This window comes from Streptomyces sp. NPDC096040, from assembly GCF_040303265.1.
Classification (GTDB): Bacteria; Actinomycetota; Actinomycetes; order Streptomycetales; family Streptomycetaceae; genus Streptomyces.
Genome location: NZ_JBEOTA010000009.1, coordinates 164,579 through 179,832, shown reverse-complemented (window position 1 = coordinate 179,832; position 15,254 = coordinate 164,579). Strand labels below are relative to the sequence as shown.

At 72.6% G+C, this 15,254-nt stretch carries 11 protein-coding genes; 6 read left to right on the top strand and 5 right to left on the bottom strand.

From position 1 onward, the window contains the following. The first annotated feature begins 74 nt into the window (after positions 1–74). Together ABTY98_RS14500 and ABTY98_RS14495 are read left to right on the top strand one after the other, a co-directional pair. Complete coding sequence (locus ABTY98_RS14500) at positions 75–1,151, top strand: mechanosensitive ion channel family protein (protein WP_352221217.1); 1,077 nt, start codon at positions 75–77, stop codon at positions 1,149–1,151. A gap of 791 nt (positions 1,152–1,942) precedes the next feature. Continuing rightward, positions 1,943–4,159, top strand: coding sequence for an NADP-dependent isocitrate dehydrogenase (locus tag ABTY98_RS14495; protein ID WP_352221216.1), 2,217 nt, complete (start codon positions 1,943–1,945; stop codon positions 4,157–4,159). Between the two features lie 186 nt (positions 4,160–4,345). Here ABTY98_RS14495 and ABTY98_RS42285 read toward each other — a convergent pair whose 3' ends face one another. Continuing rightward, positions 4,346–4,684 carry a DUF5713 family protein gene (locus ABTY98_RS42285; RefSeq protein WP_502994221.1) on the bottom strand — a complete coding sequence of 113 codons (339 nt, stop codon included), beginning with the start codon at positions 4,682–4,684 and terminating at the stop codon, positions 4,346–4,348. Between ABTY98_RS42285 and ABTY98_RS14485 the strand changes: the two genes are divergently transcribed. Together ABTY98_RS14485 and ABTY98_RS14480 are read left to right on the top strand one after the other, a co-directional pair. Next, complete coding sequence (locus ABTY98_RS14485) at positions 4,625–5,416, top strand: N-formylglutamate amidohydrolase (RefSeq protein ID WP_352221215.1); 792 nt, start codon at positions 4,625–4,627, stop codon at positions 5,414–5,416. The genes ABTY98_RS42285 and ABTY98_RS14485 overlap by 60 nt on opposite strands. Positions 5,417–5,474: 58 nt before the next feature. Continuing rightward, a complete protein-coding gene (locus ABTY98_RS14480; RefSeq protein ID WP_352221214.1) occupies positions 5,475–6,809 on the top strand; it encodes a cytochrome P450 in 1,335 nt (444 codons plus the stop codon). Here ABTY98_RS14480 and ABTY98_RS14475 read toward each other — a convergent pair. From ABTY98_RS14475 to ABTY98_RS14465, 3 genes are read right to left on the bottom strand one after another with little or no spacing between them, the layout of a single operon-like run. Then, positions 6,787–7,266 carry a hypothetical protein gene (locus ABTY98_RS14475; RefSeq protein WP_352221213.1) on the bottom strand — a complete coding sequence of 160 codons (480 nt, stop codon included), beginning with the start codon at positions 7,264–7,266 and terminating at the stop codon, positions 6,787–6,789. The two genes, ABTY98_RS14480 and ABTY98_RS14475, sit on opposite strands and share 23 nt — an antisense overlap. Beyond that, positions 7,263–7,862, bottom strand: a complete 600-nt coding sequence (locus ABTY98_RS14470; protein ID WP_502994219.1) for an RNA polymerase sigma factor — start codon at positions 7,860–7,862, stop codon at positions 7,263–7,265. The genes ABTY98_RS14475 and ABTY98_RS14470 overlap by 4 nt, the downstream gene beginning before the upstream one ends. A 35-nt stretch (positions 7,863–7,897) precedes the next feature. Continuing rightward, on the bottom strand, positions 7,898–9,337 hold the full coding sequence (locus ABTY98_RS14465) for a S8/S53 family peptidase (RefSeq protein WP_352221212.1): 1,440 nt from the start codon (positions 9,335–9,337) through the stop codon (positions 7,898–7,900). A 113-nt stretch (positions 9,338–9,450) separates the two neighbouring features. Between ABTY98_RS14465 and ABTY98_RS14460 the strand changes: the two genes are divergently transcribed. Further along, positions 9,451–12,054, top strand: coding sequence for a CHAT domain-containing protein (locus ABTY98_RS14460; RefSeq protein WP_352221211.1), 2,604 nt, complete (start codon positions 9,451–9,453; stop codon positions 12,052–12,054). A gap of 91 nt (positions 12,055–12,145) precedes the next feature. On the opposite strand, the gene ABTY98_RS14455 is transcribed toward ABTY98_RS14460, so the two are convergent. Then, entirely contained in the window at positions 12,146–13,873 is a 1,728-nt protein-coding gene (locus tag ABTY98_RS14455; protein ID WP_352221210.1) for a LuxR family transcriptional regulator AbsR2, read from the bottom strand. A gap of 94 nt (positions 13,874–13,967) precedes the next feature. Between ABTY98_RS14455 and absR1 the strand changes: the two genes are divergently transcribed. Further along, entirely contained in the window at positions 13,968–15,047 is a 1,080-nt protein-coding gene (absR1, locus tag ABTY98_RS14450; RefSeq protein ID WP_352221209.1) for a beta-glucuronidase AbsR1, read from the top strand. Positions 15,048–15,254: the final 207 nt, after the last annotated feature.

The window sequence follows — 15,254 nt, the reverse complement described above, 5'->3', positions numbered from 1 at the left end:
GCGAACCTCTGTGCGGATACGGCCCTGCGAATACGGCAGGATGAGCGGTTGCACAACCGAATGGGAGGTAACCGGTGAACCGAGCGCTCACCGTCGATGACCTGGTCCTGGCCGGCATCGCCCTGGCGGCGGGGCTGTTGCTGGCCTTTCTGTCACGCGGCATGCTGCGCTGGCTGGCCAAGCATGCGAAGCGGACCCGTTGGAGCGGTGACGACGTCATCGTGGACGCGCTGCGCACGGTGGTCCCGTGGGCGGCGCTCTCGGGCGGCGCGGCGGCCGCCGCGGCGGTGCTGCCGCTGACCAGGACGGTCCAGCACCACACCAACCAGTGTCTCCAGGTGCTGCTCATCTTCGCGGTGACGGTCTCGGCGGCGCGGGTGATCGCCGGCCTGGTGCAGTCGGTCACCCAGTCCCGCTCCGGGGTCGCCGGTTCGGCCACGATCTTCGTGAACATCACCCGGGTGCTGGTCCTGGCGATCGGCTTCCTGGTGGTGCTCCAGACGCTGGGCATCTCCATAGCGCCCCTGCTCACCGCCCTGGGAGTCGGCGGTCTCGCGGTCGCGCTCGCACTCCAGGACACCCTGGCCAACCTCTTCGCGGGCATCCACATCCTCGCCTCCAAGACCGTCCAGCCGGGTGACTACATCCAGCTGAGCAGCGGGGAGGAGGGCTATGTCGTGGACATCAACTGGCGGCAGACGACCGTCCGTCAGCTCTCCAACAACCTGGTGGTCATCCCCAACGGCCAGCTGGCGAAGTCGAACATGACCAACTACACCCGCCCCGAGCAGCAGTTGACGATCCTGGTGCAGGTGGGCGTGAGCTACGACAGCGACCTGGACCACGTCGAGCGGGTCACGCACGAGGTCATCGCCGAGATCATGACCGAGATCACCGGCGCGGTTCCGGAGCACGAGCCCGCCATCCGCTTCCACACCTTCGGCGACTCGCGGATCGGCTTCACGGTGATCCTGGGCGTCGGCGAGTTCAGCGACCAGTTCCGGATCAAGCACGAGTTCATCAAGCGCCTGCACCGCCGCTACCGCGAGGAGGGCATCCGCATCCCGGCCCCGACCCGCACGGTGGCGCTCCAGCAGGGGGCCGTGGTGATTCCGCAGCAGCGCACCGGGGAGGAGGCACTGACCGAGTAGTCCGGTCCTTCCAAGGCCCGCCATGGACCCGTGGACGAACCCGTGGACGAGCCCGTGGGCGAGCAAGGCAGAGCGCGGCGGGCGGCGATCGATCGGCTCGTCGGCCCGCTGAAGACCAATGTGCCCGAGGCCGGCGACTTCGGCTTCGAGGCGATCCGACGGATGGGCAACGCGGTCCCGATGCCGGTGCACACGACGGCGACACCGAACTCCAGCTGCCGGCTGGAGCCCTTCGGGCAGGACTACTGGCTGCGCCCCGGGGAGGCCGTGTACGTCACCTCGTACGGGACCTGGAACGATCATCCGTTCGAGACGAGCCACGAGAAGGACCGTCTCACCGTGTGGGCGACGTCCTGGTTCGCGACCGTCTCGGACACCGACGGAAACGAGTTCCCCCCGGGCCTCAGGGACCCCGGTTGGGCGCCGCTGGTCACAGGGTGGCCGAGTGGTCGTGGTGGTGGCCGCCGCGCGGGCTGTGCAGGCGGCCGGCGGAGAAGGGGCGCGCGAGGGCCGGGGGCCCGCGGCCGGTGCGGTCGCCGGACCGAGCAGGGCGGCCGCCGGGGCCGACACTCCGGTGCGATACCTCATGGTCCGCTTTCGCTCGGGCGGCCAGGGGTCTGTCCGGCCGCCCGAGCGAGGTTAGCTCGCTTGTCATGGCCACCCTTTTGACCGATCCGGTTGCCTGTCGTATGACAATCGGATCTCTCGAGTCGCGGACCCCTGTCGAGCCCGGGTCGTTCACGAGATATCTTGATGTCGAGCAATGTTGCAGACGTGGAGCGGAGCACCCGGTGACTGACTCGACCATCATCTACACCTACACAGACGAGGCCCCGGCCCTGGCGACGCACTCGTTCCTGCCGGTGATCCAGGCGTATGCCTCGCAGGCCGGTGTCGCCGTGGACATCCGCGACATCTCGCTGGCCGGGCGTATCATCGCCCATTTCCCGGAGTACCTGAACGAGGACCAGCGCATCCCGGACGCGCTGGCCGAGCTGGGCGACCTTGCCAAGACGCCCGAGGCCAACATCGTCAAGCTGCCGAACATCTCGGCGTCGATCCCGCAGCTGAAGGCCGCCGTCGCCGAGCTCCAGGGCAAGGGCTACGCGCTGCCGGCCTACCCGGACGACCCGAAGACCGACGAGGAGCGCGAGATCCGCGCCCGCTACGACAAGGTCAAGGGTTCCGCCGTGAACCCGGTCCTGCGTGAGGGCAACTCGGACCGCCGCGCCCCCGCCTCGGTGAAGAACTACGCCAAGACCCACCCGCACCGCATGGGCGCCTGGAGCTCCGACTCCAAGACCAATGTGACCACCATGGGCGAGAACGACTTCCGCTCCACCGAGAAGTCCGTGGTGATCTCCGAGGCCGGCTCCCTGAAGATCGAGCATGTCGCCGAGGACGGCACCACCACCGTCCTCAAGGACTCCGTGCCGGTCCTGGCGGACGAGGTCGTCGACGCCTCCGTGCTGCACGTCGCGCAGCTCAACGACTTCCTGGCCGCGCAGATCGCCCGTGCCAAGGAGGAGGGCGTGCTCTTCTCCGTGCACCTGAAGGCCACGATGATGAAGGTCTCCGACCCGATCATCTTCGGTCACGTGGTGCGTGTCTTCTTCCCGAAGACGTTCGCGAAGTACGGCCAGACCCTCAAGGCGGCCGGTCTCAGCCCGAACGACGGTCTGGGCGGCATCCTCAAGGGCCTGGAGAACCTGCCCGAGGGCGCCGAGATCAAGGCCTCCTTCGACGCCGAGATCGCCGATGGCCCGGCCCTGGCGATGGTCGACTCCGACAAGGGCATCACCAACCTGCACGTGCCGTCGGACGTCATCATCGACGCCTCGATGCCGGCCATGATCCGCACCTCGGGACACATGTGGGGCCCGGACGGCCAGGAGGCCGACACCCTCGCGGTCATCCCGGACTCCTCCTACGCCGGTGTCTACCAGGCCGTGATCGAGGACTGCCGGGCCAACGGCGCCTACGACCCGTCCACCATGGGCTCGGTCCCGAACGTGGGCCTGATGGCGCAGAAGGCCGAGGAGTACGGCTCCCACGACAAGACGTTCGAGATCGCCACCGCCGGCACGGTCCGCCTGGTCGACGCGGTCGGCAACGTCGTGATCGAGCAGCCGGTCGCCGCCGGTGACATCTTCCGCGCCTGCCAGACCAAGGACGCGCCGATCAGGGACTGGGTGAAGCTGGCCGTCACCCGCGCCCGCGCGACCGGCGACCCGGCCGTCTTCTGGCTGGACGAGGGCCGCGCCCACGACGCGCAGCTGATCGCCAAGGTCAGGCAGTACCTGCCGGAGCACGACACCGAGGGCCTGGACATCAGGATCCTGGCGCCGGTCGACGCCACGAAGCTGTCCGTCGAGCGCATCCGCCGCGGCGAGGACACCATCTCGGTCACCGGCAACGTGCTCCGTGACTACCTGACCGACCTCTTCCCCATCCTGGAGCTGGGCACCAGCGCCAAGATGCTGTCGGTCGTCCCGCTGATGGCGGGCGGCGGCCTGTTCGAGACGGGCGCCGGCGGTTCCGCGCCGAAGCACGTCCAGCAGCTGGTCAAGGAGAACTACCTGCGCTGGGACTCGCTCGGCGAGTTCTTCGCCCTGGTGCCGTCCTTCGAGCAGTACGCCGACTTCACCGGCAACGCCCGCGCCAAGGTGCTGGCCGACACCCTGGACCGGGCCACGGCGACCTTCCTCAACGAGGACAAGTCCCCGACCCGTCGCGTCGGCGGCATCGACAACCGCGGCAGCCACTTCTACCTGTCCCTGTACTGGGCGCAGGAGCTGGCCCGGCAGACCGACGACGCGGAGCTGGCCAAGGCGTTCGCGCCGCTCGCCGAGACGCTGACCGCCAACGAGCAGAAGATCGTCGACGAGCTGCTCGCCGTCCAGGGCTCCCCGGCCGACATCGGCGGCTACTACCAGCCCGAGAAGGCCAAGGCGGACGCGGTCATGCGCCCGTCGGCCACCTGGAACGCGGCGCTCGCGTCCCTCTGAGCCGAAGCTCCGGCCCTGAGCACCCGCTGAGGGTTGCTGGTTGAAGTCTCCGCCCCGGCAGGCATCCCGCCCGCCGGGGCGGAGCCATGTCCGGCAGTGTGGCGTCCAGGAGCCGGGCGGAACGGCAACGCGGCGGGCGTCGGTGCGCGACGCCCGGGGCGGCCCCGCTGGTGCCGGACCGAGGGCTCACCACTCGCGGGTCTCGATCAGCTCCTCGGGATGCGCGTCCTCGAAGCCGTAGGCCTGGGCGATGACCCAGAAGTCGCCGCCTGTCTCCTCGCGAGCCACGGTCTCGATCTCGCTGCCGGCCGCCTCGAACTCCGCTTCCAGGGCGTTGAACTCCTCCGTGGCCGCGTGGGTCCGGTCGGGGATCGCTGACCGACATACCGTTGCCCCCACCTTCGTCGGTCCTCGGTGTGGCACCTTGATCCTGCACCCTGCCACTGACAACCCCGGGAGCCGCCCGTGTCCCAGCCGTCGTACGAACTCCTGCCCGGCGCCGGTGAGTCGCCCGTGATCCTGCATGTGCCGCACTCCGCGCGGGCGGTCCCGGCCGGCGTGCGCACGGACATCGCGCTCGACGATGTCGCGCTGGAGCGGGAGTTGGACCACATCACGGACGCGCATACGGCGGACATCGCGGCAGCCGCCGCGGGGTTGGCCGGGGTGACCCCCTGGCGGTTCGTCAACCGGCTGTCGCGGCTGGTGGTGGATCCGGAGCGGTTTCCGGACGAGCGGGAGGAGATGCTCGCCGTCGGGATGGGGGCCGTGTACACGCGGACCACGCATCGGGCTGTGCTGCGGGACGAGCCGTTCGATCCCGGGCCGTTGATCGAGCGGTACTTCCGGCCGTACGCCCGGGCGATGACGGAGGCCGTCGCCGGGCGGCTGGCCGCGACCGGGCGGGCCGTGGTGATCGATGTGCACTCCTATCCGAGCCGGGCCCTGCCCTATGAGCTGCACGGGGCGGGTCCGCGGCCGCCGGTGTGTCTGGGCACGGACGGCTTCCACACCCCGGCCGAGCTGACGGAGGCGGCGCGCGAGGCCTTCGCGGGGTGCGGGGAGACGGGGCTGGACAGCCCGTTCGGCGGGGCCTATGTGCCGCTGGAGTTCTACGGGTCGGACGCGCGGGTCGGCGCTCTGATGATCGAGATCCGGCGGGACCTCTACATGACGGAGCCGGGCGGTCCGGCGGGGCCGGGAGCGGACCGGCTCGCCGCCGCCCTCGCCGCGCTCGTGGACTCCGTCGGCCGCTGACCCTCCGGCTGGAGCATTCCCGCAGGACACGTGGTGAGGACCGTACGACCGTGGAGGCATGACCACGGAGATGACCGGGCCCACGACCACGGAGCCGGCCGAGCTCACGACGACGGAGTTGGCGCCGCCCACCACGACGGAGCGGCTCCCGCCCGTCTGCCCGGTGGCGCCGCCGGTACGGGACTGGCCGGCGCTCGATCTGGAGGGGACGGAGTTCGACCCGGTCCTCGCCGCCCTGATGCGGGAAGGCCCGGTGACGCGGATCCGGTTGCCGTTCGGCGAGGGCTGGGCGTGGCTCGCCACCCGGTACGAGGACGTCAGGACCGTCACCAACGACCCGCGGTTCAGCCGTACCGAGGTCACCCGGCGCCAGGTGACCCGGCTCGCCCCGCATTTCCAGCCCCGTCCGGGCTCGCTGGCCTGGGCCGACCAGCCCGACCACAACCGGCTGCGCAAGCCGATCGCCGGTGCCTTCACGGTCGGCGCGATGAAGCGGCTGCGGCCCCGGGCACAGGAGATCCTCGACGAACTGGTCGACGGCGTCGTACGGGACGGGCCGCCCGCCGATCTGATCGGGCGGGTCCTTGAGCCGTTCCCGATCGCCGTGGTCAGCGAGGTGATGGGGGTGCCGGACGCGGACCGGGAGCGGGTGCACGCCTGGACCCGGCAGATCATCTCCACCTCCGGCGGCGCCGAGGCCGCCGACCGGGCCAAGCAGGGGCTGTACGGCTGGATCACCGAGACGGTACGCGCGCGGGCCGGCAGCCCGGGCGACGATGTCTACGCGCTGCTCGGGGGCGCGGTGGCCCGGGGCGAGATCGCCGAGGAGGAGGCCGTCGGGCTGGCCGGTCCGCTGCAGATCGGCGGCGAGGCGGTCACCCACAACTGCGGGCAGATGCTGTACCTGATGCTCACCCGGCCGGAGCTGCTGGCGCGGCTGCGGGATCCGGCGGTGGGGCGCGGGCCGGTCCTTGACGAGCTGCTGCGCTGGATCCCGCACCGCAGCACGGTCGGGCTCGCCCGGATCGCCCTGGAGGACGTCGAGCTGGGCGACGGCACCCGGATCGCGGCCGGCGATCCGGTGTACGTCTCCTATCTCGCCGCCAACCGCGACCCGGCCGTCTTCCCCGGCCCGGACCGTATCGTCCCCGACCGCGAGCCCAACCCGCATCTCGCCTTCGGCAACGGCCCGCACTACTGCACCGGCGCGGTCCTCGCCCGGCTGCAGACCGAGCTGCTGGTCGGCACCCTCCTCGACCGGCTGCCGGGGCTGCGGCTCGCGCTACCGCCCGAGGACGTGGAGTGGCGCCGCAGGACGATGATCCGGGGGCCGCGGACCCTGCCCGTCGCCTGGTGGGACGGAGCCGGACTCAGGCCCGAAGCCACTCCGTGACGATCACGTCCCCGTCGGTCCGCAGCCGGAGCGCGAACGGTCCGGCGGGCGGGGTGTCACTGGCGAAGCGGCCCATGCCGTCGGCCGTGAGCGAGCGCGCCGCAGCCGTGCCGCCGAGCACCTCGATACGCGCCGACTGCGGGGGCAGCACCTGGCCGAGCAGCCCGTCGCCGGTGACCTCGACGTCCACGGTGAGTTCGCCCGCCTGGAAGGTCAGCATCCGGGGCGGGTCCTCCGCTCCCCTGACGGGGATGGCGTCGACCAGGGAGTCGAAGGTCAGCTCGGCGACCCGGGCGTCCAGGTCGTGCAACGCATAGGCTTCCACGGCCAGTTGGAGCAGCCCGGCCGGGAGCGGGTCGAGGACGGCGGCCGCCTGGCGCAGTTCCTCCTCCAGGAGGTCCGCGTCGAACTCGGTGCCACCCAGGTCCTCCTCCACCGGGAACCCGTCGTCGCTCATACCGCTCCCCTCGCGTCGAGCCGGGCCCGCAACCGGCGCAGACAGCGCTGGCGCAGCGGGCCGATGCTGCCCACCGCGATGCCCAGCGCCACGGACACCTCGACATAGCTGGGCGGCGGCGAGGCCATCAGGACGCGCAGCAACTGCCTGCACCGGGCGCCGAGTTCCTCGAACTCCTGCCACAGCAGACGGATCCGCTCGGCCTGGTCCGCCTGGTCCTCCGCGTCGATCAGGGACTGTTCGGGCGTGCGGTCATCGCTGACCCGGTCCAGGACCTGTGGGTCGTCGGTCGGCAGCAGCCGGGTCAGCCCACGGATCACCTTCAGGCACTCGTTGCGTGCCGTACTGGCCAGCCAGGAGCCCGCCTTGTCGGGCTCCCGGATGCGGCCCAGGTGCTGGGCGAAGCGGAACCACACGGTCTGGTACACCTCGTGCCCGTCGGCGTCGGAGAGCCGATGCGCGCGCACCACGGACCACACCAGCGGGCTCAGCCCTTCCACGAGCGCCTTCCAGGCCGCCGCGTCGCCGTCGACGGCGGACTGGACCAGCGCGCCGACCTCTGCTCGGTCCACGGTCCCACCCCTCGTGTACGGCAAGTCATCGTACGCCGTGGACGGGAGTGTTCCGGAACTCAGACCGCGGGAGCCGGCCGTACGACCGGGACCGGCTGCCAGCTCGCCGGGCGGAGCGCCGCTACATGGGCCCCGCGCACCTCGGCGTAGTCCGTGATGCTCTCCAGGAGCCGGGTGCGCGCGGCGCGCGCGTCGGACTCCTTGTGCGCCGTCATCCGGGCGGCGACGAGGCCGGCGGCGATGGGGGTGGCGAACGACGTTCCGCTCCACTGTGCGAACCCTTCGAACATCACTTGGTCCGGTTTGCCGGGGCCGGTGGTCCCGGTGTCGGTCAACACGCCGGTGTGGCGCGGGTACTGGCAGGTGCAGGCGTAGGTGAAGCCGAAACGGCAGGCCTCGTAGGTGGTGTGCTGGTACACGTACGGCACCGGCGCGTCGAAGCCGGCCAGGGAGCTGGTGAGTTGCTCGCCCGGGGCGTAGACCTTGACCCAGCCGCCGTGGTTGGTGAAGCAGGCGCCGTACTCGCCGTCGCTGCGCAGCGCGCCGACCGAGAGGACGGCGTTCTCGTAGCCGGGCAGGTCGGCGTAGGCGGCGGGCCAGAACGGGGTGGCGCTGCCGTTGTTGCCGGCGGCGGCGACGAGCAGGGTGCCGGGCTGGTCGCGCAGGGCCTGCATGAAGCTCTCGACGCCGAGCAGTCCGTCGGTGCTGCCGTTCGGGGTGCCGGCGGAGAGGCTGATGACATCCGGCCAGCCGTGCCGGTCGACTGCCTCGAAGAGCTTGGCGCCGAACTCGGACTCCAGGACGGCGCCCGCGTCGTTGAGGGTGTTGGTGACGGTGATGTCGGTGTTGGGGGCGAGGGCGGCGACGAGTCCGGCGATGAACGTGCCGTGGCCGACGTACTGCTGGAGGATTCCGTCGGCGTCGGTCTCAACCAGTTGCGGATCTCCCTGGACACGGTCGAGGAGCGGGTAGGTGCGGTAGTCGTGCACCAGACCGGTGTCGACCACGAGGACGCCGACGGCCGTGTCGGGGTCGTAAGTGCCCTCCACCGGCTGCGGGTTGGGTGTCTGGGTGAGCAGCGCGGGCAGCGGCTCACAGGGGTTGCAGGCGTTGACCGTGGTGGACACGACGTGGTTACGGCTGACCAGGCGGCGGCCGGTGCGGCCCTCCGCCTCCCGCAGGGCGCGCAGCGCGTGGCTGACGGCGCGGTCGCCGGTGCGGTCGCCGTGGTTCGGGTCGCCGACCTGGATGCGGGTGATCCCGGTGCGGTTGGTCTCCGGGCCCGCCCGGCGCACGTGGTCGGCGACCAGGCCGGTGGTCGCGGTGAAGTGGGCGCGCACGGTGTCCTCGACAGCCCGTGCCTCTTCGCCGTCGCGGGCGAGGACGACCCCCTTCTCGTAGAAGAACTCGGCGGAGTCGTCCGGCCCCATCGCCAGTGGAACGTCCGGCATGGAGCGCTGGATCTGGTCGAACTGCTCGTGGAATCGTCGAGGTGCCATGGCCTGTCGTCCTCCCCCGTAAACGGCGTTCTTCAGTCAGAGTCTCGCGCCCGCCGTCTGATACAGCGCCAAACCAGTGGGGCATGTATGCCCAGGCCACTACCATCCGAGGGGTGACTGCGCGAAGCGAATCGGTAACGGAACTGCTGCCGATGGTGTTCGCCGCCCCCGGCGAGGCCCTGGCGCGGGCGGAGCGGGTCCTCCAGTCCGATCCCTCGCCGCTGGACGCGTCCGTCGCCCACCAGGTCATCGGCATCTGGCAGCGGGACTTCGGGGACCTCGGCGTCGCCCTGGACCATCTGCGGCGCGCCCGGGACTGCGCGGCACGCGCGGACTCCCCCGAGCGGGAGGCGGACGTCCTCGCCACCTTGGGCGTCGCCCTGGTGCACGCGGGACGCACCCGGCAGGGGCTGGCCGCCTTCGAGCGGGGAGTCGCCCTGGGAAGCGGCCACAACCGGGCGCAGGTGCTGTACCGGCGGGCGTACGTCTGGTGGGTGCTGGGCCGGCACCGGGAAGCCCTGGAGGACGTACGGCGTGCGATACCGGTGCTGCGGCAGGCCGATGACGTCATCTGGACGGCCCGGGCACTGACGCTGCGGGCCACGGTGCATCTGGCCCTTGGCGCGGTGGACCGGGCGGACGCGGACTTCACGGCGGCGGAGCGGCTGTGGGAGACGACGGGCCAGGAGCACGACAAGGCGGACGCGGTGGAGAGCCGGGGCCTGGCCGCGTTCCGGTCGGGCGACATCCCGGCGGCGCTGCGGCTGCTGGCGGAGGCCGAGGAGCGGTACGCCGAGCTGGGCACGCCTACGTTCATGCTGTACATCCGGCGCTGCGAGGTGCTGATGGCGGCCGGTCTCGCCCCCGAGGCGCTGGCCGAGGCCGATGCGGCGATCGCGGCTCTGGACCGGCTGGGCGGGCAGTCCACCCGGAAGGCCGAGTTGCTTCTGGCCGCCGCCCGGGCCGCGCGTTCGGCGGGTGACGCGCAGACCGCCATCGCCCGCGCGGCCGTCGCCGTACGGCTGTTCGCGGGGCAAAGGCGGACCTGGTGGGAGACGCATGCGCGGCTCGTGCTGATCGAGGCGCGGGTGGCGTGCGGGGCCGCGTCGGGGCGGCTGGTGCAGGACACGGCGGCGGTCGCCGAGAAGCTGGCGTCGTTCGGGGCGCCGGCCGCGCCGGAGGCCTCGCTGCTCGCGGGGCGGATCGCGCTGGCGCTGGGCTGGACGGCGGACGCGGAACGGCATCTCGCGGTGGCCGCGCGCAGCAGACACGGCGGACCGCCGCTGGCCCGGATGACCGGCTGGGCGGCCCAGGCGCTGCGCGCCCGGGCGGCCGGTTCACGGCGGGGCGTTCTTGAGGCCTGCCGGCGCGGCCTCGACGTCCTCGACGACCACCGGATGACCCTGGGCGCCTCGGAGTTGCGGGCCCGGGCCACCGCGCAGGGCGCGGAGCTGGCCGCGCTTGCCCAGCAGGCGAGCCTCGCGCACGGCGGCCCGCGCCGGCTGCTGGAGTGGAGCGAACGCTGGCGGGCCACGGTGCTCTCCACTCCCCCGACCCGGCCGCCCGCCGACCCGGCCCTGCTCACCTCGCTCACCGCGTTCCGTGAGATCGCGTCCCGTGCGGAGGACGCCCGCAGGCAGGGCCGCCCGGTGCCCGCCCTGGAGCGCGAACAGCGCCGCCGGGAACGGGAGATCCGCTCCCGCACCCACCACATCCGCGGCGACGCCCCCGGCGAGGGCGACCGCTTCGACCCGGCCCGGCTCCTCGACCGGCTCGGTGACGCCCGACTGGCCGAACTCGCCGTCATGGACGGGCGGGTGCACATCCTGCTGTGCGGACAGGGCCGGGTACGGCGCTTCGAGGGCGGCCTGCTGGCGGAGGCGGTCGCCGAGGCGGAGCACGTCCAGGCCGGGCTGCGGCGGCTCGCGCATCCGGGCGCGGAGGGACGGCTCGCGGTGGTGGAGGCCGCCGGGCGGCGGCTGGAGGAGCTGTTGCTGGGCACGGCGGCTGATCATCTCGGCTCCGGACCGGTGGTGATCGTCCCGCCGGGGGCGCTGCACCGGGTGCCGTGGGCCCTGCTGCCCTCCCTGCGGGAGCGGGTGCTCAGCGTGTCGCCGTCGGCGGTGAGCTGGCTGCGGGCCCGGGAGACCGAGCCGCCGCCGGGCGGCCGCCATGTGCTGGTCCGCGGGCCGGGACTGGCGACCGGGGGCGCGGAGGTGCCCGAGGTGGCGGCCCAGTACGCGACGGCGCGGATCCTTGAGCACGCGGAAGCCCAAGTGCCTCGCGTCCTGGACGAGTTGGACGGGGCGGCGCTGGCACACATCGCGGCCCACGGCACCTTCCGCGCCGACAGTCCGCTCTTCTCCTCGCTGCGCATGGCCGACGGCCCGCTGATCGTCCATGACTTCGAGCGCCTCGCCCGCAGCCCCTACCGGATCATCCTCTCCAGCTGCGACACCGCGCGCCTCGCCTCGGTCGGCGCCGACGAACTACTCGGCCTCGTCACGGCGTTGCTGCCGCTGGGTACGGCCGGAGTGGTGGCGAGCAGCGCGCCCGTCAACGACGCGGCCGTGGTCCCGCTGATGCTGGCCCTACACAAGGGCCTGGGCGCCGGTCTGTCGCTGGCGGAGGCGCTGCGGGACGCCCGGGCCGCCCTGCCGGGCGACGCGGTCCACCAGGCCACAGGGTGGGCGTTCGCGGCCTTCGGGGCGGCCTGAGCGCCCCGCCAGTGGCGCGGGGAACTGCGCGACCAGCCACAACGGCGCCGCACCCAAAAGACAGCCCCGCACTGCACCCCTAGCGGAGCGCTCACGCCGACTTCTCCTCGGGCTGCTCCACCAGCCACGGCAGCGCCGACCGGTCGCTGGCCCCCAGTCGCGTGTACGCGCTGTAGAGGTGGTTGCCCACCGTCCGTACGGAGAGGGTCAGCCGTTCGGCGATCTGGCGGTTGCTGAGGCCTGTCGCGGCCAGCGTGACGATCTGGCGCTGCCGGGCGGTGAGTTCACCGAGGACCAGGCCGGACAGGGCCGGGGTGCGGGCGCCCTGGCAGCGCCGGGCGAGGGCGACGGCGCGGGTGCGGGACATCCGGGCGGCGCGCGGGTCCCGGTGCGCGCGGACGGCCTGGGCGTGGGCCTCCGCCGCGAACAGCAGCAGACCGCGGGCGGCCAGCGCCTCGGCGGCGCTGTCCAGGGCGGGCCCGTCGCCGCGGGCGAGGGCCTCCGCATGTTGGGCAAGGACGCCGTCCAGCCGCCCGGCGGCCCCCACCGGCTCCCCCAGCCGTACTGCGCCGTAGTGCGCGAGACCCCCGTCCCCGCGCACTACGGCAGCTTTCCCCGACTCGGCGGCGGCGCAGGCGAGTTCGGTACGGCAGGAGGCGTCGCCCGGCGTCGCCCGCAGTCCCTCCCTCGCCCACGCCGCCGCCTCTCGCAGCTCCCCCCGAAGCCGCGAGTACCGGGCACGCACGGCCGCGTACCCGGCCGGTACGGGCAGGCCTCCCGCCGCCAGCCACTCCCCCACCGGGGCCGGCACCTCCCGTACGTCCAACTGGTCAACACAGGTGGCGAGTTGCTCTTGCTCGTCCTTCAGGGCGGGCTCGCACTGGCTCGGGGTGCGGGCCAGGCGGCGGGCCCGGAGCCGGCCCGCGCGGGCCCGCAGCGCGGGTGCGTGCAGCGGGTGAGCGAGGCGGACGGCGCCCCGGTCGTCGACATGGATCAGGCCGTCCGTCTCCAGCCGTTCGAGGATCCCGAGGTCGAGGCCGTCGTCGAGGTGCGGCGGCAGGGGCTCGGCGAAGGCGAGGCGTTCCAGGGTGTCGCGCTCACCGGGGTCCGGCCGGTCGAGGAGGGGCGCGATCCGGTCCAGTACGGTCGCGGTGAGCGGCAGCGGGCCGCGCCAGGCCCACTCCCCGGTGTCCGGCACCCGGGTCAGCGCACCCGACTCGCGCAGGGCGCCCAGCAGGTCCCGCAGCAACCGCAGATCGCCCCGGCACACCCGGTGCAGCCGGCGCACGGTGAGCGGTTCCAGTCCGCCGCCGGCGAGCAGGTGGGCCGTCTCGTCGTAAGGCAGCGGCTCCAGGGCGAGGTGGGTGAGGAGTTCCCCGGTCCACAGCCGGGAGACCGCGCCGGGCAGGGGTCCCGGGTCGGCGGCGGCCACCACGAGCCGGGTGCGGCCGTGCACGGCGAGCTGGTGGACAAGGGCCGCCGAGGCCTCGTCGAGGAGATGGGCGTCGTCGACGACCAGGAGCCGTACACCGGAGAGGTGCTGGATCGCGCCGGGCAGCGAGGTGTGGCCGGGGAGCAGGGGCGCGAACGCCGCGAACGGGAGGGTGGAGGTCTCGGGGGTGCCGGTCACGCGGGCGCAGTCGATGCCCCGCACAGCTTCCGTGATCAGCCGGGTTTTGCCGCCGCCGGCCGGTCCGGTGACCACGACACCCTGCCTGCCGATGCCCAGCGACCGCCTGACCAGCTCCAGTTCGTCCTCCCGGCCGGTGAACGGCCAGGGCGGTTCGAGGGTTCGCGCGTCCTGTTCGTAACTCGTCACACGAGTATGAGTCGCGTTACTCAGCTCTGATACAGGGGGACTTGAGTAGCCCCCGACTCAGGCGCCCGGCCCGGGGGAACGGCAGTCTGGGCGCATGACCCGACGCTACTGCTCGCTTCCGCGGCAGTCGGTCCCGGCGTTCGCTCCGGGGCTGGCCGCCGAGCGGCTGAGCGCGCTGGTCGGCGGGCGGCGGATGTGGGTCAACGGCACAGCCCTGCACTACTACTTCTTCGACGCCGACACCGACGCCTCGGTGATCCCGGTCCCGGGGACCGGGGAGACCCGCCGGGTGCCGTGGGCCGGTGCCAAGGAGCAGCGGGACGTGGTGCGCGAGTGCTTCCGGGAGTGGCGGGACCTCGGCATCGGGGTGACGTTCGCCGAGGTCTCCGACCGGTGCGAGGCCGAGCTGCGGATCGGCTTCCAACTGGGCGACGGGGCCTGGTCGGCGGTCGGCCGGGACGCGCTCTCGGTGGGCGCGGGCGAGCGCACCATGAACCTCGGCTGGGATCTGACCGAGCCCGGCGGGCGCTGGACGGCCCTGCACGAGATCGGGCACGCGCTCGGGATGCGGCACGAGCACCAGAGCCCGTTCGCCGGGGTCCACTGGGACGACGAGGCGGTCTACACCGACCTCGCCGGCCCGCCGAACCACTGGAGCCGGGACAAGACGGACTTCAACATCTTGCGGAAGCTGGACCCGGCCGAGGCCAACGGCTCGGTGTGGGACCCGCAGTCCGTGATGCAGTTCCCCCTGGGTCCGGGGCTGATCCTGGAGCCGGAGCAGCACCACAACGGTCTGTACCCGCCGGGCTCGCTGTCCCCGGCGGACAAGGAGTTCGTGCTCCGCTGGTACCCGCCCGCCGAAGCCCCGGTCGTGCTGGTGCCGTTCCGCTCGGCGCCGCTGGGCCTCGGCCCCGGCGAGCAGGCGGACTTCGCCGTGGAGCCGCCGGAGACCCGCGTGTACAGCGTGGGCACCTTCGGAGAGAGCGACTCCGTCGTCGTGGTCTTCGAGGAGCGCGAAGGGGAACCGCGCTACCTCGCCGGCCACGACGACGGGGGCACCCCGCACAACACCGGGATCAGGGTCCGGCTCGTCAAGGGCCGGCGCTACTTCGTCCGCGTCCGTCTCCATTCCACGTGGGGGTCGGGGGAGACCGCGGTCATGTGCTGGTGACACCGGCACAGCCGTGACGCGGAGGCCGGACCACTGTCCGGCACCGGGGGAAGCGGTCGCGGCACGTAGCCTTCGGGGGAGGGATACGTGCCGCGGCCATACCCGTACACCCGTGCCCCCCTTCACCGCCGCCCAGTCAGCGGCAGTGGCCGCCGCCTCTCCTCCGCCCGCTACCGGGTGCAGCCGAACTCCTCGGGCGGGATCTCA

Coding starts and splice junctions, on each gene's coding strand:
- ABTY98_RS42285 (WP_502994221.1), bottom strand. CDS start 4,684: ATGCAGGATCACGGGCGACTCACCGGCGCCGGGCAGGAGTTCGTACGA.
- ABTY98_RS14480 (WP_352221214.1), top strand. CDS start 5,475: ATGACCACGGAGATGACCGGGCCCACGACCACGGAGCCGGCCGAGCTC.
- ABTY98_RS14475 (WP_352221213.1), bottom strand. CDS start 7,266: ATGAGCGACGACGGGTTCCCGGTGGAGGAGGACCTGGGTGGCACCGAG.
- ABTY98_RS14465 (WP_352221212.1), bottom strand. CDS start 9,337: ATGGCACCTCGACGATTCCACGAGCAGTTCGACCAGATCCAGCGCTCC.
- absR1 (WP_352221209.1), top strand. CDS start 13,968: ATGACCCGACGCTACTGCTCGCTTCCGCGGCAGTCGGTCCCGGCGTTC.